The sequence below is a fragment of the Paraburkholderia sp. MPAMCS5 genome (assembly GCF_036016995.1).
Lineage (GTDB): Bacteria > Pseudomonadota > Gammaproteobacteria > Burkholderiales > Burkholderiaceae > Paraburkholderia.
The window spans coordinates 171,365-196,179 of the sequence record NZ_JAYXBK010000010.1; the positions used below are offsets into that span (position 1 = coordinate 171,365).

A 24,815-nucleotide genomic window follows, 5' to 3' on the forward strand; every position below is an offset into this window, starting at 1 on the left:
GGACTTCGCATTGGCTCTTTTCTAACACTGCTGCATCGTAGACCTTGCAATGGGAATCGATATGACCTTCAGATCGACAGACAAACACCACGAAGCAGTTGATGAATCCAGCCAAGTGCGAATCGGCCGCCGTAGCCTGCTGAAGCTGGCCGGTTCAGGTGCTGCATCGCTCGGAATGGTGTCATTCGCCGATGGCACCGCTCATGCCGCAAAGCAAAGTGGTGAAGCAGAGGGCGTCATGGCTTCTGTCTCACTGGAGGTCAATGGCGAGCATCACGAGCTATCGCTGGATACGCGCACCACGCTTCTCGATGCGCTGCGCGAACACATGCATCTGACCGGCACCAAGAAGGGCTGCGACCACGGTCAATGCGGCGCTTGCACCGTCATCGTTGACGGTCGGCGCATCAACTCATGCCTGTCTCTATGCGTGATGCACGAAGGCAGCCGCGTGACGACCATCGAAGGCCTCGGCACGCCGTCGAAGCTCCATCCGATGCAGGCAGCGTTCATCAGGCACGACGGCTTCCAGTGCGGCTATTGCACGCCGGGGCAGATCTGCTCGGCGGTGGCCGTTCTCGACGAGATCAAGTCCGGCATCCCGAGCCATGTCACCCAGGACCTCACCGCTGCGCCGCAGCCAACCAACATGGAAATGCGCGAGCGCATGAGCGGTAACATCTGCCGCTGCGGAGCGTATTCGAACATCGCCGAAGCGATGGCCGAAGTTGCGGGAGCGCGCGCATGAGGCCGTTCACCTACCAGCGGGCATCGACGCCCGCAGAGGCCGCCATAGCGGCCGCGCGCGCGCCCAATGCGAAGTTCATCGCGGGTGGCACCAACCTGCTCGATCTGATGAAGCTGCAGATCGAGACGCCGGTCCACCTGATCGACATCAACGGCCTCGCGCTCGATCAGATCACGCAGACCGCCGACGGCGGTCTGCGCATCGGCGCGCTCGTGCGCAACACTGACCTCGCCGCGGATGCGCGCGTGCGGCGCGACTATCCGCTGCTCTCGCGGGCGCTCGTGGCGGGCGCCTCCGGCCAGCTGCGCAACAAGGCGACGACGGCGGGCAATCTTCTGCAACGCACGCGCTGCCCTTATTTCTACGACACCAACATGCCGTGCAACAAGCGCGCGCCCGGCAGCGGCTGTAGCGCAATCGGCGGCTTCAGCCGCTCACTCGCCGTGATCGGCGGCAGCGACGCGTGCATCGCCACGCACCCGAGCGACATGGCGGTGGCGATGCGCGCGCTCGACGCGAGCGTGTCGACGATCGGCGCGGACGGCAAATCGCGCGTGATTCCGATCGCGGATTTCCATCGTCTGCCGGGCAATACGCCGCATCTGGAAAACGCGCTGCTGCCCGGCGAGCTGATTACCGATGTTACGTTGCCCAAGCCGGTCGGCGGTGCGCAGCTCTATCACAAGGTTCGCGACCGCGCGTCGTACGCGTTCGCGCTGGTATCGGTCGCGGCGATCGTGCAGAAGGACGGCAGCGGCCGCGTCGCGCTCGGCGGCGTCGCGCCTAGACCGTGGCGTGTGGAGGCCGCCGACGCGCAGATGCCGCACGGCGCCGCGGCGGTGTCGTCGCGTTTGCTGGCCGGCGCCGCGCCGACTGCCGACAACGCCTACAAGATCAAGCTGGCCGAGCGCACGCTCGACGCCGTCATCACCGAAGCAAGGAGCTGACCGATGAAGTTCGATACGCCAGCCGGCGACAATCCGATTGACGAGCTCAAACACATCGGCCGCGCGACCGACCGCATCGACGGGCGCTACAAGGTCACGGGGACAGCGACCTATGCTTACGAGTGGCACGACGCGTCGCGCAATCCCGCGTACGGCTTCGTGGTCGGCGCCGGGATCGCGCGCGGCAGGATCACGTCGATTGACCTGCGTGCCGCGGAAGCATCGCCGGGCGTGCTCGCGATCGTGACCGCCGACAACGCGGGGCCGCTTGACAAGGGCGGCCGCAACACCGCGAAGCTGCTCGGCGGGCCCGAGATCTGCCATTACCACCAGGCGGTCGCAGTCGTCGTCGCGGACACCTTCGAACAGGCGCGTGACGCGGCGGCGAAGCTCGACATCCGCTACGCGCGAAGCGCCGACGCGGACTTCGACCTGGCCGCCGCGAAAGACACCGCGCCGATCGCCGGCAAAGGCTACTGGGGCCAGCCCGCAACAGCGGTGGGCGACTTCGACCGTGCGTTTGACGCCGCGCCGGTTACGCTCGATTCGACCTACACGACGCCTGATCAGGGTCACGCGATGATGGAGCCGCATGCGTCGATCGCGGCGTGGAGCGGCGAGCGGCTCACGCTCTGGACGTCGAACCAGATGATCGCGTGGGGCGCCGGAGACGTCGCAAAGACGCTGAAGATGCCGCGCGAGAACGTGCGACTTATCTCGCCGTTCGTTGGCGGCGGCTTCGGCGGCAAGCTGTTCGTGCGCAGCGACGCGATCCTCGCGGCGCTCGGCGCGCGCGCGGCGGGACGACCGGTCAAGGTCGCCCTCACGCGTCCGCTGATGTTCAACAACACGACGCACCGGCCCGCGACGATCCAGCGTATCCGCATCGGGGCGACCTGCGACGGGAAGATCACCGCGATCGGCCATGAGAGCTGGTCAGGGGACCAGCCGGGCGGGAATCCGGAGACTGCCGTGAGCCAGACGCGCCTGCTGTACGCGGGGCCGAACCGGATGACAGTGATGCGTCTGGCGACGCTTCATCTGCCCGAAGGCAACGCGATGCGCGCGCCGGGCGAAGCGCCTGGACTGATGGCGTTAGAGATCGCAATCGACGAGATGGCCGGCAAGCTCGATATGGACCCGGTCGAATTTCGCATCCTCAACGACACCCAGGTCGATCCGGAAGATCCCAAGCGGCCGTTCTCACAACGCCAGCTGGTCAAGTGTTTCTCCGTCGGTGCGCAGCGCTTCGGCTGGCACCACCGCAATTCACGACCCGCACAGACGCGCGACGGACGTTGGCTGATCGGCCTCGGCACAGCGGCCGCGTTCCGCAACAACATCGCGATGAAGTCGGGCGCGCGTGTTCGGCTGGATGGCCGCGGAGTCGTTACGGTGGAGACGGACATGACCGACATCGGCACCGGCAGCTACACGATCATCGCGCAGACGGCCGCCGAGATGATGGGCTTGCCGCTCAGCAAGGTGTCGGTACGGCTGGGCGACTCGACCTTCCCCGTGTCGTCGGGTTCGGGCGGACAGTGGGGGGCGAACAGCTCGACCGCGGGCGTCTACGCCGCCTGCGTGAAGCTTCGCGACACGGTCGCGGCGAAGCTCGGCATGCCGGGGGACGCGGCGGTGTTCGCGGACGGCTACGTGTCGGGCAACGGCCGGCGCGTCGCGCTCACGGAGGTCGCGGCGTCGGGCGACATTGTCGCCGAAGATACGATGGAGTACGGCGACCTCGGAAAGCGCTATCAGCAATCCACATTCGGCGCCCACTTCGTCGAAGTCGCCGTCGATTCCGCGACCTACGAGATCCGCGTGCGGCGCATGCTCGCCGTGTGCGCGGCCGGCCGCATCCTCAATCCGAAATCGGCGCGCAGTCAGATGATCGGCGCGATGACGATGGGCGTCGGCGCAGCGCTGATGGAGGATCTGGCCGTCGACAAACGCTATGGCTTCTTCGTCAATCACGACCTCGCCGGCTACGAGGTGCCGGTTCATGCCGACATTCCTCACCAGGATGTGGTGTTCCTCGACGAGACCGATGCGACCTCGTCACCGATGAAAGCGAAAGGCGTCGGCGAGCTGGGCTTGTGCGGCGTCGGCGCGGCGCTCGCGAATGCCGTTTATCACGCGACCGGCATTCGCGTGCGCGATTATCCGGTGACGCTGGACAAGCTGATAGCGTCGGCGGCCTGATGATGTCGATCGGCTTCGGCCTGGTAAGCCGACGATGCATGGACACGAGCCGTTTTCCTCACTCCACGATGGCAAGCTACCGCCAAGTGGACGCCCGTTTTGAGGCGCACACCTGCCCTTTGGTTGAGGGCCGGTCGGGGGCGGTCAATGTCGCTTATTGGCGGCGCTGAGGCAGTGCCACCGGCAATTCGCTCGCCGGAAACCGGCCATTGAGCGAGCGCGGACGAGACCACAATTGTTCGAATTGGACGACGACCTCGACCGGCGGCTCTTGGCCGACTGCACGCATTCATGGAAGCCGCCCGAGAACTGCCGTTGAGGATTTCAACGGCAGTTCTACAGCACCTTCACTGAACTGGTGCTCTCGGCCATGAGGAGTCATTCGTTGGTGTCGTGGACCTGACATTTAGATGTCAAGCTTCGTTTAGCTTTCGGCCGTTCGCAAACCGACGACGCACGTCGCATTATCGGCCGTCGTTTAATACTTGCAATCTCCGGCCGTTGGTTGACGATTCATAGATGGTATGCCCGACCGCAGCCTTCTGCTCGCGCACATACTACGTTGCAGTCACCGGGTGGATCCGGAGCCCGGAGTGGCCCCGGCAATCGCACTCTTACTTCACTATCAGGAAATCGCACTGTCAGAGCTTCATGTTGATCACACATTCAAGATTGATCAATGCGAAGCGCAGCCATATAGTCGTCTCAAACAGCACTGCACAAGCTGAGATAACGGAGACGATGAAGTGAGCGATAACCCTGAAATCGGGCAGTCCATCCTCGTTCGAGGAATCCAGACCAACTATCACGATGTGGGCAGCGGGGCACCTGTATTGCTGATCCACGGTTCCGGTCCCGGCGTCACCGCCTGGGCGAACTGGCGAGGCACGATCCCGGCGCTTGCCAGGCATGGCCGCGTGCTTGCTCCCGACATGGCAGGCTTCGGCTACACGGACCGGTTCGACGACGGCCGTTACGGGCTCGATCGATGGATCGACCACGTATTCGGTTTTCTCGATGCACTCGACATCGAGTCGGCCAGCGTCATCGGCAATTCGTTCGGCGGCGCGCTGGCGCTTGCGGTGGCTGCGCGTCAGCCGAAGCGAGTCGCGCGGCTCGTGTTGATGGGAAGCGTGGGCGTGTCGTTCCCGATCACCGAAGGTCTGGACGCCGTCTGGGGCTACACGCCCTCGCTCGAGAACATGCAACGCATCATGCAGTACTTCGCGTTCGATCAGTCCCGCCTGACCCCGGCACTCGCCAGCATGCGCTACGAGGCGAGCATTCGCCCCGGATGCAGCGAAGCCTTCGCCCAGATGTTCCCGGCGCCGCGCCAGCGCTGGGTCGAGGCGATGGCGACGCCCGTCGCGGCCATCCAGGCGCTGCCGCATGAAACGCTGATCGTGCACGGCCGCGACGATCAGGTCATTCCGACCGCCACCTCGCTCGTCTTACACGAGCTCATCGAAAACTCGCAACTGCATATGTTCAGCCGCTGTGGTCACTGGACCCAGATCGAACAGGCGGAACGCTTCAACCGGCTTGTCGTCGAGTTTCTCTTCAACGAATCGAAAGATTCGTGATCCCCTCATGAACGATCGGCCCCGCGCCGCGATGGCGGCCGGGACATGAACAAGCCGACGGCCAAGGAGACATCGTGATCGATTTGAAGGATGTGGTGTACGTGCGTCTCGGCACGCGCGATCTCGAAAGCGCGACGCGTTACGCGACCGAGGTCCTGGGTCTGCAGGTTGCACGGCGCGGAGAAAAGCAGGTCTATCTGCGTTCGGATGACCGCGACCACACGTTGGTGTTCTCGGAAGGCGATCCCGCTCGACAGGTCAGCGGCTTCGAGGTCCCGACACCCGAAGCCCTCGATCATGCGGCGCAAGTGCTCGACTACGCGCGCATCGCGTTCACGCGCGGCAGCGCGGCCGAAGCCGAACAGCGTTGCGTGCGTGATTTCATCAGCTTCGCGGACCCCAGTGGCAACCAGATAGATCTGGTGGTGTCACCGCATCATCGCGGACAGCGCTACTACGGTACGCGCGACGCGGGCATTACCGGCTTCAGCCATATTGGCCTGTGCACCACGGACGCGAAGCGCGACGAGAAGTTCTGGACCGAGGTGCTCGGCGCGCGCGTGAGCGACCGAATCGGCGATGCAGCCCTGCTGCGCATCGATCCGGTGCATCACAAGGTCGCGCTGCTGCCGTCACCGCACGCCGGCGTGCAGCACATCAATCACCAGGTCGAGAGCATCGACGACATCATGCGCGCCTGGTACATCCTGAAGGAGAAGAACATCCGAATCCGCTTCGGGCCCGGACGACATCCGACTTCGGGCGCGATGTTCCTGTACTTCGAGGGACCTGACGGCATGGTCTACGAGTATTCGAGCGGCGTGCGCGTGTTCAGCGAGGAAGAGCATCTCACGCATCTTCCGCGACAGTTTCCGTTCGAGCCGAGCTCGTTCTGCATGTGGGGTTCGAAGCCCGAGGTGCTGGAGTTCGGCTCATGAGCGCGATCGAAGCGACGCCCGCGCAGCAGGCCTCGGTGCGGATGGCGGCACGCGCCTTGGGCCGCGCCGGACTGGTCCATGCCTACGGTCACTGCAGCCTGCGCCTGAACGACGACTATCTGCTCGTGTGCGCGGCGATGCCGCCGGGACTCATCGAACGCGAAGCCGGCGTGGTCGTGCCTATTCGCGGCGACTTGCCCGATGGCGTGCTGGGCGAAGTCCGGATCCATCAGCAAATCTATGCAAGAAGGGACGACGTGGGCGCCGTTGTGCGCAGCATGCCGCCTTCGGTAATGAGTCTCTCGACCGCAGGCGTCACGCCGGTTCCGCGTCATGGGCCGGGCACCTATTTCGCGCCGGCCGCGCCGCTCTGGAACGACGTGCAACTGGTTCGCTCCATGCCGCAGGCCGAAGGCGTGGCCGACACGCTCGGCCGCGCACGAGCGGTCGTCATGCGCGGCAATGGCGCGGTCGTCGTGGGTGCGACGCTCGAAGAGGCGGTGGCCTACACGTGGTTCCTCGAAGATGCGGCTCGTGTCGAGTGCGACCTTCGCGCAATGCGCCTCGATGACGCGTCCGCGATGAGCGCGGAAGACGCGGCGCAACGCGCGACGACAGCGGGACGCGTCATCGAGCGCATGTGGGACTACCTCAGCGCCGGCGACCCCGAACGCGACGCGCCGCATCCGTAACAGATCACCCGTACCAGGAGAAAACATGGAGTCGATGCAGATCGGCACGGTTGCGCACGCGCTCTTTGCCGCCCTCGATGATTGTGAGCCGGTCGCACCGCTCACGACGACCGAGCCCGGCATGACCATCGCCGATGCTTACGAGATTCAACGCCGCATGATCGCCGCGCGTCTTGCGAAACGAGGCGAGCGCATCGTCGGCAAGAAGATCGGAATCACGAGCGAAGCAGTGATGAACATGCTGGACGTGCGCCAGCCCGATTTTGGCCAGCTCACGTCCGGCATGCAGCATGCCAACGGCGCGACGATTCCGCTGTCGCAGTTCATCGCGCCGCGTGCCGAAGGGGAAATCGCGTTTCTGCTGGCGAAAGACTTGAGCGGCCCCGGCCTGACCGCACAGGACGTTCTCGATGCAACCGAGTGGGTCATGCCGTGCTTCGAGATCGTCGATTCGCGCATCCGCGACTGGAAGATCCGCATTCAGGACACGGTTGCCGACAACGCCTCGTCGGGCGCTTTCGTGATCGGCGAAGGACGGGCCGATCCGCGCACGCTCGACCTCGCGGCAGTGACGATGCGCTTCTCGCGCAACGGCAAAACCATCGGCACCGGCCAGGGTTCCGCCGCGCTGGGGCATCCGCTCAATGCGGTCGTGTGGCTCGCCAATCAACTCGGCGAGTTCGGCATGCCGTTGCGCGCGGGCGAGGTCATCCTGTCCGGCGCGCTCTCGGCGATGGTGCCGGCGCGCGCGGGAGACCACATGCGTGTCGAGTTCGACGGTCTGGGTCACGCCGACGTCGCTTTCGCATGACGCGTGCCGCTCGCGCGTTCGAATCAAACAGGACCTGAGGAAACGACATGGATTCGAAAGAGGAAAACAAGCCGATCAAGGCGGCAATCATCGGTTCCGGAAACATCGGTACCGATCTGCTGGTGAAGATATTGCGTCACGGGCGCAACGTGCAAGCCGCGGTCATGGTCGGCATCGATGCCGCATCGGATGGCCTCGCCAGGGCACGGCGGCTCGGCGTGCAGACGTGCGACAGCGGCGTGGACGGCTTGTTGTCGACGCCGGAATTTGCGCACATCGACATCGTGTTCGATGCCACGTCGGCGGCGGCGCACGTACGCAACGACGCCTTGCTGCGCGCCGCGAAACCCGGCATTCGCGTGATCGACCTGACGCCCGCCGCCATCGGGCCGTATTGCGTACCCGTGGTGAACCTGGACATGCATCGCGACGTCCTCAACCTCAACATGGTGACGTGCGGCGGCCAGGCGACCATTCCGGTCGTCGCGGCGGTGTCGCGCGTGGCGAGCGTTCATTACGCCGAGATCATCGCTTCGATCTCGAGCCGTTCGGCCGGACCCGGAACGCGCGCGAACATCGACGAGTTCACCGAGACCACGTCGCGCGCGCTCGAAACCGTCGGCGGCGCCGAACGCGGCAAGGCGATCATCGTGCTCAATCCCGCCGAGCCGCCGTTGCTCATGCGCGATACGGTGTTCACGCTTTCCGAAGACGCCGACGAGGCCGCCGTCGAAAAGTCGATCGTGGAGACGGTCGAGTCCGTGCGTGCCTATGTGCCGGGCTACCGGCTCAAGCAACGCGTGCAGTTCGAGCGGATTCCTGCCAGCCGTCCGGTCGAAGTGCCGGGACTCGGTCTGCGCAGCGGGCTCAAGACGTCGGTCTTCCTAGAGGTCGAAGGCGCGGCCCACTATCTCCCCGCCTACGCGGGCAATCTGGACATCATGACGTCGGCGGCGCTGGCGGCGGCCGAAGCGATCGCGGCGCGGCACCCCGCTGCCGGGCAGGACGCACTAGACGACGCCTTTGCGGGGATCCAATGAAGCAGAAACTCTATATCTCGGATGTCACGTTGCGCGACGGCGCGCACGCGATTCGGCATCGCTACAGCCTGGATCAGGTCCGACGCATCGCGCGCGCGCTCGACGAAGCGCGCGTCGATTCGATCGAGGTGGCGCACGGCGACGGCTTGCAAGGCTCGTCCTTCAACTACGGCTTTGGGGCGCACACCGACGCCGAATGGATCGCCGCCGTGGCCGAGGTCGTCCAGCATGCGCGCGTGGCGACCTTGCTGCTTCCGGGGATCGGCACCGTGCACGACTTGCGCGAGGCCTACGATGCCGGCGCGCGCGTGGTGCGCGTGGCCACGCATTGCACGGAGGCGGACGTCTCGAAACAGCATATCGAGGCGGCGCGCAAACTCGGCATGGATACGGTCGGCTTCCTGATGATGAGCCACATGGCATCGCCGCAGGTGCTCGCAGAGCAGGCGCGTCTGATGGAAAGCTACGGGGCGACCTGCGTCTACGTCGTGGATTCTGGCGGCGCACTGACGATGAACGACACGCGCGACCGGGTTCGCGCGCTCAGGGACGTGCTGCACGCCGATACCGAGACCGGCATTCACGCGCATCACAACCTGAGCCTCGGCGTCGCGAATTCGATCGTGGCCGTCGAGGAAGGATGCAACCGGGTCGATGCCAGTCTCGCGGGAATGGGTGCGGGCGCCGGCAACGCGCCGCTCGAAGTCTTCATCGCGGCGGCGAACCGGCTTGGCTGGCTGCATGACTGCGACCTGTATGGACTGATGGATGCCGCCGACGACATCGTGCGGCCCTTGCAGGAGCGGCCGGTGCGTGTGGATCGCGAAACCCTGGCGCTCGGATACGCAGGCGTCTATTCGAGCTTTCTGCGGCACGCGGAACGCGCGGCGCAGCACTACGGCCTCAAGACGGTCGACATTCTCGTCGAGCTCGGCCGGCGCCGGATGGTCGGCGGTCAGGAGGACATGATCGTCGATGCCGCGCTCGATCTGCTGTCGACGTCCGCCGTGGACGCGAGCACCCATTAACGCCGATTGAAGAATCAGCCGGAGGCAACATGGAACAAGGATGTACGCATTTCGAGGGCGGCAGTGCCGGAAGCCCGGTGCGTTTCGTGCGTAACGCACAATCGGTCGATGCCGCGACGCTGCGCCAGTTGGTGCAGCCTGGCCGCGTGCACTCGGCCGTCTATACCTCGCCCGATATCTTCGAGGCGGAAATCGAGCGCATCTTTCATGGTTCGTGGCTCTACGTGGGTCATGCCAGCGAAGTGCCGCAGAAAGGCGACTACCGCGTGCGCCGCCTCGGACGCCAGCCGGTCATCATGGTGCGCGGTCACGACGATGTCGTGCGTGTCCTGATGAACCGCTGCCGGCATCGCGGCGCGGCAGTGTGCGAGCAGGAAGCGGGGCGCGAGAAATTCTTTCGCTGCTGGTTCCACGGCTGGACCTATGACAACACCGGCAAGCTCATCAATGTGACCGACCCGGCCGGCTATGGCGACGACTTCCGCATGGAAGAGTATTCGCTCACCAGCGCGCCGCGCGTCGAGATCTATCGGGACTTCGTGTTCGCCTCGTTGTCGCCGGAGGTCGGCTCGCTTGCCGAGTATCTCGGGCCGGCCGCGCAGATGATCGACCTGCTTGTCGATGCATCGCCGACGCGCCGGATCAAACTGTCGGCGGGCGTGCACAAGACCGTCTACAACGGCAACTGGAAGATGGTCGGCATGGACGGCTATCACCCGCATTACGTGCACGCATCCGTCGTGTCGATGTGGCAGCGTCAGGCGGACAGCGGCATCGGCGCCACGCATCGCGCCGATCCGTTCGACGGCAAGGCGAAGACCTACACGCGCGATCTGGGGCACGGCCATGCCATGCTCGACATGCGCGAACATCGGGTCGAGCACTACGCGGACTATGAAACTTATCTGAAGGGCGTGCAGGGCGGCGCGGAATATATCGAGGCGCTTGCCGCGCGCGACGGCGCCGAGCAATCGAAGCTGCTCGTCGCGATTGCCGGCGATCCGCATATCGGTGTGTTCCCGAACATGCAGATCATCAACAACCAGGTCCGCATCATGGTTCCGCTGGAACCAGGACGCACCGAAGTGCTTATGTTTCCGGTGCTGTTCGACGGCGTGGACGACGCCATCAACACGATGCGCCTGCGCCAGCACGAATCCTTCTACGGACCGGCGGGCGCGGGCTCGCCCGACGACGCCGAAATCTTCGAGCGGGCCCAGCGCGGCATGAACGCCCAGGTCAATCCGTGGATCGACATATCGCGCGGCATGACACGCGAGCAGGCCCATGCCGATGGAACCATCACCGGACACATCTCCGATGAAGTCCCGCAACGCGGCCAGATGCGTTACTGGCTGGAACTCATGACCGAGGGAGCCGAACTTGAATAACGCCGTTCATCCTCAATGGCTGTCTTCGGAGGCGGGTGTCTCGCCGATCGAGCAGGCTTCGCAGTTTCTCTACCACGAAGCCGCGTTGATGGACACGCATCGCTTCGATGACTGGCTCGCGCTGTGGCACGCCGACGGCTTTTATTGGGTGCCTTGCAATACCGAAGACCTCGAACCGGACAAATCGATCTCGCTGATCTACGAGAACCGCCGGCAGCTCGACGATCGCGTTTATCGGCTCAAGGGCCGTCATGCTCACGCGCAGAGTCCGCGTTCGAGGTTGCTGCGCGTCGTGTCGAACGTAACCATCGAAAGCGCGAGCGACGAGGCGTTGATCGTGCATTCCAACTTCGTGCTCGGCGAGGTACGAAGCGATCGCCAGGAGACGCTGTTCGGACGCTGCCGCCATGTGCTGGCGCTCGACGAAGGCACGATGCTGATTCGCGAGAAGAAGGTTTTCCTGCTGAACAACGACACGCCGATGAACAACCTCACGTTCCTGATCTGAGGCCGACATGGAAGCACAAGCGATGGAAAGCGGAACCTCGACCGATGCAAGCGGATGGACGCCACTCTGCCCGCTCGACGATGTGACCGATGGCGACGGTCTGCAGGTGAAGATCGGCGACAGGACGCTCGCGGTGTGGCGTGTGGACGCGCTTGCGTTCGTCACTGACGACACCTGCACGCATGGCGATGCATCGCTCGTGCTGACCGGCATGCTCGACGGTTTCTCGATCGTCTGCGGCCTGCATCAGGGCGAGTTCGACATCCGCACGGGCGAAGTCCGAGCGGCGCCGTGCAGCAAGCCGATCCGCAGTTACGCGGCCACGGTGCGCGAGGGTGTCGTGCTCGCGCGACTCGCCGAATGACGATGACGGGAAGGGCGCGCAAATGAACGAGACGACAACCCCGGCTACTTCGCTGCCGATCATCGCGGTGATGGTCGGAGACCCGGCAGGTATCGGTCCCGAGGTCGCGGTCAAGGCAGCGTCCGACGCGTCGGTGCGTGCGGTATGCCGGCCGATGCTGATCGGCGATATTACATCGATCCAGGCCGCCGCGCGAGCGGTGCCGCTTCCCGACGAAGCCGAAGTGATGCAGTCGTTCGACGAGGACGCGTTCGCCTCCGGGCGCATCGTCGTGCTGGATCCGCTCGACCTCGCGCCCCATGAGTATGCAACGGGCCGGCCTTCCGCCGCGGCGGGGCGCGCCGTGGTTCGCTGGATGACGCTCGCGGACCGGATCGCGCATGACGGACTGATCGGCGGATGGATCATGGGGCCGATCGATTCGACTTCGCTCAAGCTTGCGGGCGAAGTGGCGAGCATCGACGATCTCCAGCCCGACGATACCTTCATGTTTCGCATGAGCGGCAATCTGCGGGTTGTGCCGCTGACGGAGCACATCCCGCTGCGCGAAGTCCCCGCCACCGTGACCTTCGATGCGGTACTGAACCTCGTCACGCTGGTGAACCGACGGCTGAAGGACTGGGGAATCGAAGCGCCGCGCATCGGCGTGGCGGGACTCAATCCGCACGCCATGTTCGAGGAGGAAGAGCGGATCGTTCGCCCGGCGGTCGAACAAGCCAGATCACAGGGCATCGACGTGCAAGGCCCTGTTTCGCCGGATTCGGTGTTTCGTCATGGGCTCGACGGACGCTATGACGCGATCGTCAGCATGTACCACGACCAAGGGCAGATCGCGCTCAAGTCGGCGGCTTTCGAAGGGGCATGCACGCTCTATCTGGGGGTTCCCTATGTGCGTGCGACCGTCCCTCACGGGACCGCCATGGATATCGCAGGAAAGAATCTGGCGCAGCATCGCAGCATGGCCGCGGCATTGAGGACAGCGGCGGCGCTTGCCGCAAAGCGCGGTTTCCTGAACGAACAATAAGGAGTCGGCGGCATGACGAACCACTCAACCAATCCGCTGCACTCGCGCGTGGTGATCGTCGGAGCGGGGCAGGCTGCGGCGGCGGTCGCGAGGACCCTGCGCGCGGAGGGGCATCGGGGTGACATCACCACGTTCGGTGCGGAGCGCGTAGGCCCGTATGAGCGGCCGCCTTTGTCAAAAGCGTGGCTGAGCGCGGAGAACGTCCCTGACATTGCCGCTCTGCTCGATCCGTCGCAACCGGGGCAGTTCGATATCGACTTGCGCACTGGCGTGAACGTGACCCGCATCGACCGTCCATCGTGCTCCGTGCATGTCGACGATGGCACGGAGGTTCACTTCGATCGCCTCGTGATCGCAACGGGCGGCCGCGCCCGTCGGCTCACGGTGCCTGGCGACGCCAGCGACGATATCGCCTATCTGCGCACGATCGACGACGCCTTGCATATCCGCCGAGGATTGAAGCCGGGCAAGCGGCTGCTGGTGATCGGAGGGGGATGGATCGGACTGGAAACCGCATGCAGCGCCCGCAAGCTGGGCGTCGACGTGGTGCTTGTCGAAGCGGTCCAGCGTCTGTGCGAACGCACCGTGCCTGCAATCGTTGGGAAGCATCTGCTCGACATTCAGCGTTCGCTCGGTGTGGATGTGCGCCTCGGCACCGGCATCGAGGAACTGTCGAAGCTGCCCGACGGACGCTATGCAGCTTCGTTGTCGGGCGCCCGGGAAGCCTTCGACCTCGTGGTCGCAGGCGTGGGCATGGTGGCGAACGACGAACTCGCGGCCGAATCCGGCCTTCCGTGCGCGGGCGGCGTACTGTGCGATGTCGAAGGCCGCACGGTCGATCCTTACGTCTTCGCGTGCGGCGATGTGGCGTCGTTCGAGCACCCGCTCGGGCCGGTCGGGCCGCGGCGCCTGGAATCATGGGACAACGCGGAGCAACAGGGTGCGGCGTGTGCCCGGGCCATCCTCGGCAAGCCGGCGGCGGCGCATTCGTTGCCCTGGTTCTGGTCCGATCAGGGCGACGTGAATATCCAGATGCTCGGCTTCCCGAGCGCGACGGCCACACCGGTCGTGAGAGAAGGCGACGGCAAGACGACGCTTGTCTGGCTGGAAGAGTGCGCGGCCGGCGAACCCGCGCGAATCGTCGCGGCGGTCTGCATCAACGCGCCCGCCGACATGCCGATCCTGCGCCGCATGTGGCAGAAGGGTGTGAGCGTCGATCGACAGACGCTCGCCGCGAAGGACGTGAGTCTCAAGAGCCTGCTGCAGCGTTCAGCGGGCGGCGCAAAGAACGGAGGTGCCAACAGTTAGACGCGCGTCAGGCATCGGACTTTTGCATTCACATCGACATGGCACATCAGAGCGTGGCGGTACCGGGCGTCCGGCTGACCGTCCATGCCAAAAGGAGACAGGCGTGAAAGCTTTTGAAACCTCGCAGGAATGGCACGGCGCAGCAGCGAGCACGGAATCCGCTTCCGGTGCGAGCGCAACGGAATCGGGTTCGCGACGACTATTCTTTGCCAGCTTCCTCGGCACGATGGTCGAGTGGTATGACTTTTTTCTCTATGGCTTCATCGCGCCGCTCGTGTTCGAAGAGTTGTTCTTCCCGAAGCTGAATGCGCTCAGCGGCACCATCGCCGTGTATGCGACGTTCGCGGTCGGCTATGCGAGCCGGCCTCTGGGCGGACTCGTGTTCGGTCACTTCGGCGACAGGATCGGCCGCAAGTCGATGATGCTCGTGACGCTGCTGATGATGGGCATCGGTACCGCGGCCATCGGGCTCTTGCCGAGCGTCGCGCAAATTGGCATGACGGCGACCTGTCTGCTCGTCGCGCTGCGTTTCGTTCAGGGCTTCGCGCTCGGTGGCGAGTCGGCGGCGGCCAGCCTGATGGTGCTGGAGAGCGCGCAACAGCGTCGCCGGGGCTTGCTCGGGGCCGCGCTTCAGGCGGCGGGACCGCTGGGTGTACTGCTGGCTTCGCTCGCGGTATTCGTCGTGTCGCGTCTGCCGCACGAATCCTTGCTTGCCTGGGGCTGGCGCGTGCCGTTCCTGGTGAGCGCCGTGCTGGTGGTGATCGGCCTGTATATCCGTCTGCGGGTCGAGGAAACGGTCGCGTTCCGCAATCAGCAGAGCCAGCACGAACTGACCCGCATCCCGGCTTGGGAGACCTTGCGCAGCTACAAGTGGCCGGTCTTCGTCGTGCTCGTGGTGAGCATCATGGAGAGCACGTTCTATTATCTGACGGGCGTCTATTCCATCTCCTACGTGACGAAGACGCTTCACATGCCCGGGTCGGTCGCGATCGGCGCGATTGCCTGCGCGAATGCTTTCGCCCTCGTTTCCGTGCCGCTCTACGGCGCGCTGTCGGATCGTCTCGGGCGCAAGGGCGTGTATCTGCTGGGCATCGTGGCGTCGGCCATCTACCTGAACTTCTTCTTCACGATGCTCGACGGCCGCTCGCCGATGGTCGTGGTGCTGGCGGTCGTGGCCGCGGTCGGCGTGATTCATGCACCGATGTACGCCATGTTCGGCAGCTTCTACGGCGAACTGTTCCCCACTCGCGTGCGCTTCACCGGCTTCTCGATGGGCAAGGCGTTGGGCACTGTGCTCGGCGGCGGAGTCGCGCCGATGATCGCGGCCTCGCTCGCGGCGCGCAATCGCGGCGACCCCTCCGGCATCGGTCTCTACTATCTCTGCCTCGCCTTCGTCGCGCTGTGTGTGGTGCTGCGCGTGCGCGAAACGCGGCACGACGACATCACCGTCTAGCAACCCCTCGTTTCTCACGTATCTATAGGACGAGCGTCGCGCGCCTCGCTGGAGGCGCGCCGGACGCGGCTTTCGTTCGTCTCCAACTTCTCAAACAATATCATTATGAAGAAGAACAGGCTTCTCCTGAGCGTGATCGCGCTCGGCGCCGGCACCGCGCACGCAGACAGCAGCGTCACGCTCTACGGCCTCATCGGTACAGGTCCCGCGTACGTCAACAACGTAAAGGGCAGTCATTTGTTCGAATCCGCGAGCGGCCTGATTCAGGGTAATCGCTTCGGTCTGAAAGGGCGCGAGGATCTCGGCGGAGGCATGTCGGCCATCTTCACGCTGGAGAATGGGTTCGACGGCAACACCGGCGCGCTGGGGCAAGGCGGGCGCATGTTCGGACGGCAAGCGTTCGTGGGTCTTGCGACGGAACGCTTCGGCAAGCTGACCCTGGGCCGCCAGTACGACACCAACTACGACTTCATGGCCGATACGGGTGCGGCCAAACTCTTCGGCGGCAACGGCGCGCATATATCGGATAACGACAATCTGTTCGGCACGGTGCGCTTCCAGAACTCGGTCAAGTACACGAGCCCGAGCTGGGGCGGCCTCAGCTTCGCCGCCATGTACGCGATGAGCAACGCAGCCGGCGAGTTCGCGGACAACCGCGCCTACAGCGCGACGGCGGCGTATCGCAACGGCAGCCTGAAGCTCGCGGTCGGCTATCTGCAGATGAACCACCCGAATGCGACCGACAATCCCAACGGTGCCGCCGGCAGCGACTACCCCGCGCCGTTCAGCCTGTTCAAGAGCAGCGCACTGGGGCCGCGCACCGCGCTGGTGGACGAACAGCAGGTGATCGCCGCCACGGCGTCGTATGCGATCGGGCCGACACAGGACAATCTCGTGTACTCGCACGCCAAATATCGCTATTTCGACGGCAGCCATCTAAGGCTCGACAATGCCGAGCTGAACGGTACGTGGCACATCACGCCGGACTTCTATACCGGCCTCGGCTACATGTTCACGTTCGGCCGCTATGAGGAATTGAATCAGTCGCCGAAGTGGCATCAGGTCGATCTGGGCGTCGACTATCTGCTTTCGAAGCGCACCGACCTGTATGCCTTCGCGATCTATCAGCGCGCGGTCGGATCGGCCAGCAATGCCGCCATCTTCTTCATGCAGCCGTCGAGCACGAAGGCGCAGGTGGAAGTGTCCTTCGGCATTCGCCATCTGTTCTGACGGACACGTTCACGGCCGGCTCACTTGCCGGCCGAAGCAGATGAGCCGATGAACTGCGCGCGCGGGCGCAGAACGCTGCCGTACATGCGTTGCTCCTGCACATGGGCAAGCCATCCGGCCACGCGAGCGAGAGCGGAAATCGCGCCGCTCGTACGCCGCGGCAGACTCATGGCGCGCGTGAGCACTACGGTGCCGAATTCCTGACGCGGAAGCAAGCCATGCTCCTTCGCGATCTGATCAACGAACTGGTAGATCGCGTTCATCTGGCGGCTGTTGTCGGTCCGCCGGCGCGCGAGATCGAGCATGTAGCGTGCGCGCGGATCGCCTCTGGGGTAGATCGGGTGCCCGAATCCGGGAACCGCGACGCCGCGTTCGAGTAGCGTATTGGCGCGGCGCATCAGCGCTTGCATCGTGCTGGCGCTGTCGAAGAATTCCTCGACGCGGTCGTATAACTGGCCGGTCAGCGAACCCGTGCTCGCGGCGATGCCAGATACGACGCAACGATGCAACGTGCAACCCGTCGATGCCGACACGCGGGCAGCTACCGTCGCGGGCGAGAGTTCGTGATCGGCGAGCAGGATCAGCAAGGCTTCGATTGACTCGCGGTTGATCTCAGTCGAATCGACAGCAAGCGAGGAGAGGATGCCTTGCGCCACCGACTGACCTGTCTCCATCGACTTGAAGTGGCTGCGGGGCGACATCAGTCCACAACACCCGACCAACGTCTGGATGATATCGATCCCGGCCGTTGTCGTGTCCAGGTCGACCGGCTCGCCCGCCGTCTTCCTACCGCGGCGCAGTGACGGCTGCGTTCCGCTACCGAGGTGCAACGTGACGATGGAGAACATGTCGAGCAGATTGCCGGGCTGCATACGCCACGATGCTTCGACGAGCGTGTTGAGCTCGCGCCATGGCTTGCGCTTCGGCCATTCGAGTTCGACGACGCTGTCGTTAAGCATGCCGGTCCAGAGCAACTGAGCGACGGCCTCGAATGGAAGCCGTGCTCGCGCCAGGTCGGTCGCGAGCCTGCCTCGATAGCGTGGCCCTTCAGGCGTGATCTCGGTCACGGAGGTGGGGATGATCGGTTCGCCGAAATTCATGGCGGATGCCGCGACCGCGCCGTGTCCGTGCCGCGCGAGCGAACGCGATTCGAGCCGCCTGAGATCATCGCGCCAGTAGAGGCGCCCCTTGTGTCCCGCCTGTCCGATGCTGCGGATCAAACCGCGGCTCACGTAGGCATACAGCGTCTGTTGCCGTACGTTCAGGATCTTCATTGCTTCGGCCGCGGTCACGTAGTCCGCGTTGTCCGTCTGCGCCGCCGCCTGTGCGTCTTTCGTTACCCGCCGTAGGGGACCATTCGTGATGACATCGGACATGTTGATTGACTATCGATATTGATCGATCAATGCGAACTTTACGTCGACTCCTGCGTTGTGTCCATCGATTCCACATCTCCGCGTCATGGAATTGATTGCACATAATCGATCTTGATTAACTTAACTGGAAATCTTGCCGTTGCCTTCGCATGGACCCGCGATGCAGCCATTTTTGTCGCCATAACAACAGAGACTGAACGGGAGGAGCCACGATGACTGCTCGAAGAACGTTCCTCAGAGAACGCCGCCAGAGCATCTACCGCGCTCTTGAAAGAGAACGCAGGCGTAGCGCCGTGAGTACTTCGGGTAGTAGCAGCCATGTCCTGCTGCTCCTTCGAGTCAGATGGCAGCCGTTCGAACGACTCGATCGCCTCGTCAAGAGACGTCCGGGACATCAGGTATAGAACGGCTGAAGTGGGTCGACTTTTGCCGGATGCGGAACAACCAACCGCGGCCCCCTCGGCGGTCCGACGTCGGACCGGTTCGGCCAGTTGCGGCCACTCGACCTGTTTCTCCGGCCGACATTCGAACGTCTGGTCTTGTCTGCAACCGACTTTGCATAGATGGTTGTTTCGTCGCGTCAACGGTCATGGCAGCCAGCCACGCTGCCAGGCAACGTCGTGACTTTCGCGCGACCACCCCTTCCCGTCAGGAGAAGTCATCCGTTCACGCTTAACTCCAAAGCAACTTGGACGCGAGCCGTTTCCTTCCCGCGAGTCAACATGGGAGGCTAACGGTGTCTAGCCAATGTTCCCCCGGCGGGATTTTTCCGCTGCAACGTCGCACGACCGTAAGGGAGTGTCATCGCGACGAGGATACACGCAGCGGCACAACCGATGAGGAACAGAAAGGCGCCGGTATAAGAACCGTTGAAGTAGGAAATCAGAAACCCCATGACTGCTGGGGACACAACCCCAGCGAGTTGGCTGCCCAGATTGATGACACCGGCGGTGGATCCGGTTGAGCTGGGATCCTCGAATTTGAGGGGCATCGACCAGATCGCGATGAAGGCAAGCTTCAACGAGAACGTCATGACGAGCTGACATGCGATGACCATCGGCAGAAACGAAACATTGATCATGGCCACGAGGCACAGCGCAGACAGACTGACGGAGCTGATCAGCAGCAGCTTCTCGCGATTCGCGAACCAGGCATCGGATAGCCACCCGCCCGTCAGCATGCCGATAATGCCCGCGATGCCAGGCAATGCGGATAACATGCCGACGTGCAACAGATCGAGCCGCTGCACTTTCATAAAATAGGAAGGCAGCCACGAAAGGAAACCCCAGATGAGGATGTTCAGTGTGAAGTTCACGACACTGATCTTCCACACAACCGGATTGCGGAGCACGCTTTTGAGCGAACCGCGTTCGGACGCAGCGGCGGCGCTCGGGTTGATCTCAGTCGGCTTGCCGAGCGCCATCGCATAGACGGCGGTCACGATTAAACCGAAGATCGATACGACGATGAACATTTGCCGCCAGCCCAGCCAGTAAATCAACGGCGCCGCGACGGCGGGCGCCAGAACCAGGGCAAGCGGATTGGACGACAGCAGGATCGACTGAATCTTCGAGCGGTCGCTTTTCGGAAAGTACTCCGACAGCGCACGAAAACTGGCGGTCGGAAAACCGCCTTCGGAAAGGCCGAACAGAAAGCGCACGGCCAGCAGCGATGCAAACGACCACGCGAGCCCCGTGAGCGCCGTGAAAAGGGAGACCATCAGCACGGAAAACACCATGACTTTGCGCGCGCCGAGCCGGTCGGCGAGCCACCCGCCAGGAATCTGGACGACGGCATATCCCGCAAAGAATATGCTCAGCAGCAGGCCGATCGATGTCTCGCTCAGTTGATATTCCTTGCCGATGAATGGCACCGCCAGGTTGATCAGGAAGCGGTCGAAATAGCTCAGGAACCATCCGAGAAAAAGGACGGCGACTAGCTTGTAATGCTGGATTCGGGGCTGCATGTTGGTGTCTCCGTCCTTTTATTTTATCCGGTCGTCACTTCGTTCAGGTGAGTAAAACCTTGGCGATGGTGTTTCTCTGGATTTCACTAGTGCCGGTAACGATCCGGTAGAGACGCAAGCGGCGGAAGATGAACTCCACCGGATGGTTCTTCGTGACGCCTACGTTGCCGTGAATCTGAATGGCTTTATCGGCAATCTCAAAGCATTTCTCGGACACGAAAAGCTTGCACATCGAAGCCTCGAGCCGCACGTCTTCACCTGCGTCGGCGCGCAGAGCGGCGGACTTCACCATGCCCTCGCATGCATACAGTCCGGTGGCCATATCCGCCAGCATGTGCTGGATCGCCTGAAAGCGACTAATCGGGGCCCCGAACTGCTGTCGCGTCTTCGCGTAGTCGAGCGCCATCCGGTACGCCTGGCGCGCGAGACCGATCATTGTCGGGCAATGCAATAGGCGGTTCACGCTGATCCGGTCCATCGCGAGGCGAAAGCCTTTGCCTTCCGTGCCGATCAGGTTGGCAGCAGGCACCCGGACGTTGTTGAACTCGATGTCCGCGTCGACATGCTGCCCCGTCATGGGCAAGCAGTCGTAGCTCAACGAGACGCCGGGCTGGTCAAGATCGATCAGCAGCGCGGAGATGCCGTCCGCCCCCTCACCGGGTGTGGTCACGCACATGGTCACGGCGAAGTCGGCGAATGCGGACGCGCTGATGTAATGCTTGCGGCCATTCACGATGAAGTCATCGCCGTCTCGCACAGCACGCGTCTGGATGCTGGCAGCGTCCGAGCCCGATGCCGGCTCGGTCATCGCGAAACAGGCGCCTTTTTCGCCGCGCACCACGGGAAGAATGTAGCGATCCACCTGGTACGGACTCGCATATTTGACCAGATTTCCGATGCGCGCGGGTCCACCCCAATCGCCCAAAACGTGCGGGAACAGGATCGCGCCGGATGCCGCAGCATCGTCCTTGAGCACACACATGTCGGCTACCGACAAACCGGCGCCGCCCAGGTCGCGTGGCAATTGCAGCCCGTATAGCCCCAGTTCGCGTGAACGTTGCCAGACGCGGCGGACCTGATCCTTCGAAAACCGGTCCTCGAAACCATAACCGGAAGCCTGCTCGTGCGGGATCAATTCGTTGTAAAGGTATTCCGCAAGGCGGGTGCGCAGTGTTGGCAGTGAACTGCTGACTTCGTATGACATGGGCATGGTCTGCTCGGGCAAGTGGAATCCCCATGTTGACCGTTTGGCGGCGCCACTGGATTATCCGTAGCGCGATTTCAATAACGTAGTGGAATGACGTGCGACTCGAAGACCTCAACTATTTTCTGGCTGTGGCCGAAGCGGGCCACGTAGGGCGTGCGTCCGAACGCCTTGGCCAGAGCCAGCCTGCGCTTACCAAGGGCATTCAACGTCTGGAACTGGAACTCGGCATTCAGCTTTTTGATCGGACGCCAAAGGGAATGGCGCTGACTTCGGCCGGCCAGGCTTTCTTTGCGCGGGCGCGGCATGTGCGAGCGAATCTTGACGAGGCTATCCAGGAGGCGAACGATCTGAGTCTGGGCAAAATCGGGCTGATCCGGGTGGGCGTACCGCCCAACTACTCGGAGACTTTTTTCGGCGAGGCTTGTGCCGAACTGCTCAAGCAGCGGCCCGCGACGCGTTTGCAGGTAACCACCGGCCTGAACGACAGACTGATCGCGGCGCTGCGGTTGGGCGACCTTGACCTGAGCATCGGTGCGTTGTCCGAACACGAGGCCGATGATCTCGACCAGAGGCGGCTCTTCGACGATCCGCTGCACGTGGTCGCGCGAGAAGGGCACCCGCTGTTTTCCGCGCGGAAACTGCGCTTGTCCGACCTGACTTCCGCTGGCTGGCTGTTGCCGGGTATGCAGGTGTCCGCCCGCAAGAAGATCGAAGCGCGCTTTGAAGACGCGGGCCTGCCGCCGCCGACGGTCGTGATCGAGACCAACTCCACGATCGGATCGCTTGCCAATGTGCTGCTGGGTTCGGATCTGATCGCGATCACCGGCGAATTGACGTTGCGTCGTTTTGGCGGTTTGCGTGCGCTGCCCATGACGGATGCGCAGTGGCCACGGACCATCGGCATCTCGACGCGCAAGGGCGCCTATCTTTCACCACTCGTACAGCGTTTCATCGAGCTGCTGCAGTACGCAAGCTCGTCCGCCTGAAGCCGCCTTACACCGCTGGATCATTCCGCGCCGTTATCGAATGCCGTCTTTCGTGAATCGAAACATGGCCGATGCGTCGCTACCATCAATCGCGCCATCAACACACGGAGCCTTTGATGAACCTCGGACGCTTTCTCAGTCGCAGCGCGAAGTACTGGCCTGAACAGGCCGCGATCATTTTCCGCGATCGAACCTTTACATTCCAGCAGCTTGATGAGCGCTCTAACCGGCTCGCCAACGCGCTGCTGGGACTCGGGGCGCAGAAGGGGGACCGCGTTGCCGTGCAGGCATGGAACTGCCCGCAATTGATCGAGGTGGAGTGCGCGTTGTACAAGGCGGGCCTCGTCAAGGTTGCGTTGAATGCCCGCCTTTCCGCTGCCGAAACCCAGGAGACCATTGTCAATGCGCAGGCGCGTATTGTCCTCGCTGGAGGTCAGCATATCGAGGTGATCGAAGCGCTGCGTCCGCAACTCGAGGCCGTCGAGCGTTTCGTCGCGATCGAAGGCGAAGCCGCCGGCTTCCTTGGGTACGAAGCCTTGCTCGAGCGCGCCAGCTCCACCAATCCGGATGTCGAGATGCACGCTTCGGACCTCGCGGTGCTGCACTTCACGTCCGGCTCGACTGGCAAGCTCAAAGCCGCGATGCAGACAGTCGGCAACCGGATGGCGTCGCTGCGCAAGGTCGTGATGGGGCGCATGCCCGCGCAACCGGGCGATGTGCTCGCGCTTGCAGGTCCGATCACGCATGCCAGCGGCATGTTCATCCAGCCGTTTCTGAGTCAGGGCGGCACCATTCTGTTGCATGACCGTTTCGATCCCGATTCGTATCTTGCCTCCCTTGAGCGTCATCGTGCAAAGGCGGCTTTCCTCGTCCCCACGATGATCAACATGCTGGTCAAGCATCCACGCATCGGCGCGCACGATTTAAGTTCCCTGCGCTACATGTCGTATGGCGGAGCGCCTATTGCGCCCGCACTGGTCAGGGATGCATGGCAGGCGATTGGTCCCGTATTGTCACAGGGATATGGCGCCGGGGAAACTACGGGAGGCCTTGTCACCTTGAGTGTCGACGATCATCGGCTGGCAATCGAAGGAGGGCAGGAGCATCTTCTCGCGTCATGTGGTCGCCCGTTCGGCGAATCCCAGGTGCTGGTGGTCGATGAGCATGGCCGCGAGTTGGCGACCGGCGACGTGGGCGAGATCGTCGTTGCCGGACCGGACGTATTCGCCGGCTATTGGCGCGAACCGGAACTGACGGCTGCGGCGCTGGTGAATGGCCGGCTGCACACGGGCGACCTTGCGCGCGCCGACGAGCGCGGTTATCTGTATATCGTCGACCGCAAGAAGGAGATGATCATCTCGGGCGGCTTCAATGTTTATCCCACGGAAATCGAGCAGGTGCTTTACCGTCATCCCGCGATTTATGAAGCGTGCGTGATAGGTGTTCCCGATGAGAATTGGGGCGAGGCAATCAAGGCGGTCGTCGTGCTGCGCGACGATCGAAAAGCCAGCGCCGATGAATTAATTGAGCATTGCCGCGGCTTGCTGGCGGACTTCAAGAAGCCCCGCTCGATTGAGTTCGTCAGCGAATTGCCGAAGAACGGCAACGGGAAAATGTCGCGCAAGGACGTCAGGGAGCAATACTGGCGCGGCCACGAAAGACGCGTTGCCTGAGTCAGCCAGCTTCAGATATGCGGTGCAAGCGGAACCTTCATTTCAGCGATAAAGCTGAGTGCTATGTAATACGTACTGCGAAAATAAAAGATACGGAGACGCCATGAAAAAATACTGGCTGATGCTGGCCGAGGGCGTGTGGAAACTGCTTTTCGGTGGCTTCAAGCGAGTTCGCCAGCCCGATCGATCGATCTTGGCGAATCGGGCGCACGCGAGCGTAAGGTATCAAGCGCAAAAAAGCCCCTCGGGGCCTTAGGTTTCACCTCTTCTCATCGCCTTTATTGTCCCGGCAACCCCAAGTATCTTCATGACGCGCTTCAGGTTGTACGCCAATACC

The 24,815-nt window shown here is 63.1% G+C and carries 22 protein-coding genes; 18 read left to right on the plus strand and 4 right to left on the minus strand.

The window, feature by feature from the left end; translation table 11 throughout:
- The first annotated feature begins 49 nt into the window (after window positions 1-49).
- From paoA to VOM14_RS22160, 16 genes are all read left to right on the plus strand, one after another.
- Entirely contained in the window at window positions 50-748 is a 699-nt protein-coding gene (paoA, locus tag VOM14_RS22085; protein ID WP_327630867.1) for an aldehyde dehydrogenase iron-sulfur subunit PaoA, read from the plus strand.
- A complete protein-coding gene (locus VOM14_RS22090) occupies window positions 745-1,695 on the plus strand; it encodes an FAD binding domain-containing protein (protein ID WP_327630868.1) in 951 nt (316 codons plus the stop codon). Before paoA ends, VOM14_RS22090 begins: the two co-directional genes overlap by 4 nt.
- A gap of 3 nt (window positions 1,696-1,698) precedes the next feature.
- The gene (gene paoC, locus VOM14_RS22095) at window positions 1,699-3,900 is read left to right on the plus strand and encodes an aldehyde oxidoreductase molybdenum-binding subunit PaoC (protein WP_327630869.1); all 2,202 of its coding nucleotides are present in this window, start codon (window positions 1,699-1,701) and stop codon (window positions 3,898-3,900) included.
- Between the two features lie 746 nt (window positions 3,901-4,646).
- Window positions 4,647-5,483, plus strand: coding sequence for an alpha/beta fold hydrolase (locus VOM14_RS22100; protein WP_327630870.1), 837 nt, complete (start codon window positions 4,647-4,649; stop codon window positions 5,481-5,483).
- A 74-nt stretch (window positions 5,484-5,557) separates the two neighbouring features.
- Complete coding sequence (locus tag VOM14_RS22105) at window positions 5,558-6,421, plus strand: VOC family protein (protein ID WP_327630871.1); 864 nt, start codon at window positions 5,558-5,560, stop codon at window positions 6,419-6,421.
- Window positions 6,418-7,113 carry a class II aldolase/adducin family protein gene (locus tag VOM14_RS22110; RefSeq protein WP_327630872.1) on the plus strand — a complete coding sequence of 232 codons (696 nt, stop codon included), beginning with the start codon at window positions 6,418-6,420 and terminating at the stop codon, window positions 7,111-7,113. The genes VOM14_RS22105 and VOM14_RS22110 overlap by 4 nt, the downstream gene beginning before the upstream one ends.
- Window positions 7,114-7,138: 25 nt before the next feature.
- Window positions 7,139-7,924, plus strand: coding sequence for a fumarylacetoacetate hydrolase family protein (locus VOM14_RS22115; RefSeq protein ID WP_327630873.1), 786 nt, complete (start codon window positions 7,139-7,141; stop codon window positions 7,922-7,924).
- Window positions 7,925-7,971: 47 nt separating this feature from the next.
- A complete protein-coding gene (locus tag VOM14_RS22120; RefSeq protein WP_327630874.1) occupies window positions 7,972-8,964 on the plus strand; it encodes an acetaldehyde dehydrogenase (acetylating) in 993 nt (330 codons plus the stop codon).
- Window positions 8,961-9,992, plus strand: coding sequence for a 4-hydroxy-2-oxovalerate aldolase (dmpG, locus tag VOM14_RS22125; protein ID WP_327630875.1), 1,032 nt, complete (start codon window positions 8,961-8,963; stop codon window positions 9,990-9,992). Before VOM14_RS22120 ends, dmpG begins: the two co-directional genes overlap by 4 nt.
- Window positions 9,993-10,021: 29 nt before the next feature.
- Window positions 10,022-11,383, plus strand: a complete 1,362-nt coding sequence (locus VOM14_RS22130; RefSeq protein WP_327630876.1) for an aromatic ring-hydroxylating oxygenase subunit alpha — start codon at window positions 10,022-10,024, stop codon at window positions 11,381-11,383.
- Window positions 11,376-11,891, plus strand: coding sequence for an aromatic-ring-hydroxylating dioxygenase subunit beta (locus VOM14_RS22135; protein ID WP_327630877.1), 516 nt, complete (start codon window positions 11,376-11,378; stop codon window positions 11,889-11,891). Before VOM14_RS22130 ends, VOM14_RS22135 begins: the two co-directional genes overlap by 8 nt.
- 7 nt (window positions 11,892-11,898) lie before the next feature.
- Window positions 11,899-12,255 (plus strand): non-heme iron oxygenase ferredoxin subunit, encoded by a 357-nt coding sequence (locus VOM14_RS22140; protein WP_327630878.1) that lies wholly within the window; start codon window positions 11,899-11,901, stop codon window positions 12,253-12,255.
- Between the two features lie 22 nt (window positions 12,256-12,277).
- Window positions 12,278-13,279, plus strand: a complete 1,002-nt coding sequence (locus VOM14_RS22145) for a PdxA family dehydrogenase (RefSeq protein ID WP_327630879.1) — start codon at window positions 12,278-12,280, stop codon at window positions 13,277-13,279.
- A gap of 12 nt (window positions 13,280-13,291) precedes the next feature.
- A complete protein-coding gene (locus VOM14_RS22150; protein ID WP_327630880.1) occupies window positions 13,292-14,587 on the plus strand; it encodes an NAD(P)/FAD-dependent oxidoreductase in 1,296 nt (431 codons plus the stop codon).
- Between the two features lie 103 nt (window positions 14,588-14,690).
- Window positions 14,691-16,040: an MHS family MFS transporter gene (locus VOM14_RS22155; protein ID WP_327630881.1), complete on the plus strand. Its 1,350-nt coding sequence runs from the start codon at window positions 14,691-14,693 to the stop codon at window positions 16,038-16,040.
- 105 nt (window positions 16,041-16,145) lie between these two features.
- Window positions 16,146-17,270, plus strand: a complete 1,125-nt coding sequence (locus VOM14_RS22160; protein ID WP_327630882.1) for a porin — start codon at window positions 16,146-16,148, stop codon at window positions 17,268-17,270.
- Window positions 17,271-17,290: 20 nt separating this feature from the next.
- Here VOM14_RS22160 and VOM14_RS22165 read toward each other — a convergent pair whose 3' ends face one another.
- The 4 genes from VOM14_RS22165 to VOM14_RS22180 all read right to left on the minus strand — a co-directional run bounded on the left by VOM14_RS22165 (window position 17,291) and on the right by VOM14_RS22180 (window position 21,816).
- Entirely contained in the window at window positions 17,291-18,646 is a 1,356-nt protein-coding gene (locus VOM14_RS22165) for a citrate synthase (protein ID WP_327630883.1), read from the minus strand.
- An 83-nt stretch (window positions 18,647-18,729) separates the two neighbouring features.
- Entirely contained in the window at window positions 18,730-18,966 is a 237-nt protein-coding gene (locus tag VOM14_RS22170; protein ID WP_327630884.1) for a hypothetical protein, read from the minus strand.
- A gap of 410 nt (window positions 18,967-19,376) precedes the next feature.
- The gene (locus VOM14_RS22175) at window positions 19,377-20,612 is read right to left on the minus strand and encodes an MFS transporter (protein WP_327630885.1); all 1,236 of its coding nucleotides are present in this window, start codon (window positions 20,610-20,612) and stop codon (window positions 19,377-19,379) included.
- Window positions 20,613-20,655: 43 nt separating this feature from the next.
- Window positions 20,656-21,816, minus strand: coding sequence for an acyl-CoA dehydrogenase family protein (locus tag VOM14_RS22180; protein WP_327630886.1), 1,161 nt, complete (start codon window positions 21,814-21,816; stop codon window positions 20,656-20,658).
- 98 nt (window positions 21,817-21,914) lie between these two features.
- Here VOM14_RS22180 and VOM14_RS22185 point away from each other — a divergent pair, with 98 nt between their 5' ends.
- Window positions 21,915-22,805, plus strand: a complete 891-nt coding sequence (locus tag VOM14_RS22185; protein ID WP_327630887.1) for a LysR family transcriptional regulator — start codon at window positions 21,915-21,917, stop codon at window positions 22,803-22,805.
- 116 nt (window positions 22,806-22,921) lie between these two features.
- Window positions 22,922-24,478 carry an AMP-binding protein gene (locus VOM14_RS22190; RefSeq protein WP_327630888.1) on the plus strand — a complete coding sequence of 519 codons (1,557 nt, stop codon included), beginning with the start codon at window positions 22,922-22,924 and terminating at the stop codon, window positions 24,476-24,478.
- Window positions 24,479-24,815: the final 337 nt, after the last annotated feature.

Bases quoted from the DNA above. Each gene is read 5' to 3' on its own strand.
- paoA (WP_327630867.1), top strand. From the start codon at position 50: ATGGGAATCGATATGACCTTCAGATCGACAGACAAACACCACGAAGCA.
- VOM14_RS22090 (WP_327630868.1), top strand. From the start codon at position 745: ATGAGGCCGTTCACCTACCAGCGGGCATCGACGCCCGCAGAGGCCGCC.
- paoC (WP_327630869.1), top strand. From the start codon at position 1,699: ATGAAGTTCGATACGCCAGCCGGCGACAATCCGATTGACGAGCTCAAA.
- VOM14_RS22110 (WP_327630872.1), top strand. From the start codon at position 6,418: ATGAGCGCGATCGAAGCGACGCCCGCGCAGCAGGCCTCGGTGCGGATG.
- VOM14_RS22115 (WP_327630873.1), top strand. From the start codon at position 7,139: ATGGAGTCGATGCAGATCGGCACGGTTGCGCACGCGCTCTTTGCCGCC.
- VOM14_RS22120 (WP_327630874.1), top strand. From the start codon at position 7,972: ATGGATTCGAAAGAGGAAAACAAGCCGATCAAGGCGGCAATCATCGGT.
- dmpG (WP_327630875.1), top strand. From the start codon at position 8,961: ATGAAGCAGAAACTCTATATCTCGGATGTCACGTTGCGCGACGGCGCG.
- VOM14_RS22130 (WP_327630876.1), top strand. From the start codon at position 10,022: ATGGAACAAGGATGTACGCATTTCGAGGGCGGCAGTGCCGGAAGCCCG.
- VOM14_RS22140 (WP_327630878.1), top strand. From the start codon at position 11,899: ATGGAAGCACAAGCGATGGAAAGCGGAACCTCGACCGATGCAAGCGGA.
- VOM14_RS22145 (WP_327630879.1), top strand. From the start codon at position 12,278: ATGAACGAGACGACAACCCCGGCTACTTCGCTGCCGATCATCGCGGTG.
- VOM14_RS22150 (WP_327630880.1), top strand. From the start codon at position 13,292: ATGACGAACCACTCAACCAATCCGCTGCACTCGCGCGTGGTGATCGTC.
- VOM14_RS22160 (WP_327630882.1), top strand. From the start codon at position 16,146: ATGAAGAAGAACAGGCTTCTCCTGAGCGTGATCGCGCTCGGCGCCGGC.
- VOM14_RS22165 (WP_327630883.1), bottom strand. From the start codon at position 18,646: ATGTCCGATGTCATCACGAATGGTCCCCTACGGCGGGTAACGAAAGAC.
- VOM14_RS22170 (WP_327630884.1), bottom strand. From the start codon at position 18,966: ATGGCTGCTACTACCCGAAGTACTCACGGCGCTACGCCTGCGTTCTCT.
- VOM14_RS22175 (WP_327630885.1), bottom strand. From the start codon at position 20,612: ATGCAGCCCCGAATCCAGCATTACAAGCTAGTCGCCGTCCTTTTTCTC.
- VOM14_RS22180 (WP_327630886.1), bottom strand. From the start codon at position 21,816: ATGTCATACGAAGTCAGCAGTTCACTGCCAACACTGCGCACCCGCCTT.
- VOM14_RS22190 (WP_327630888.1), top strand. From the start codon at position 22,922: ATGAACCTCGGACGCTTTCTCAGTCGCAGCGCGAAGTACTGGCCTGAA.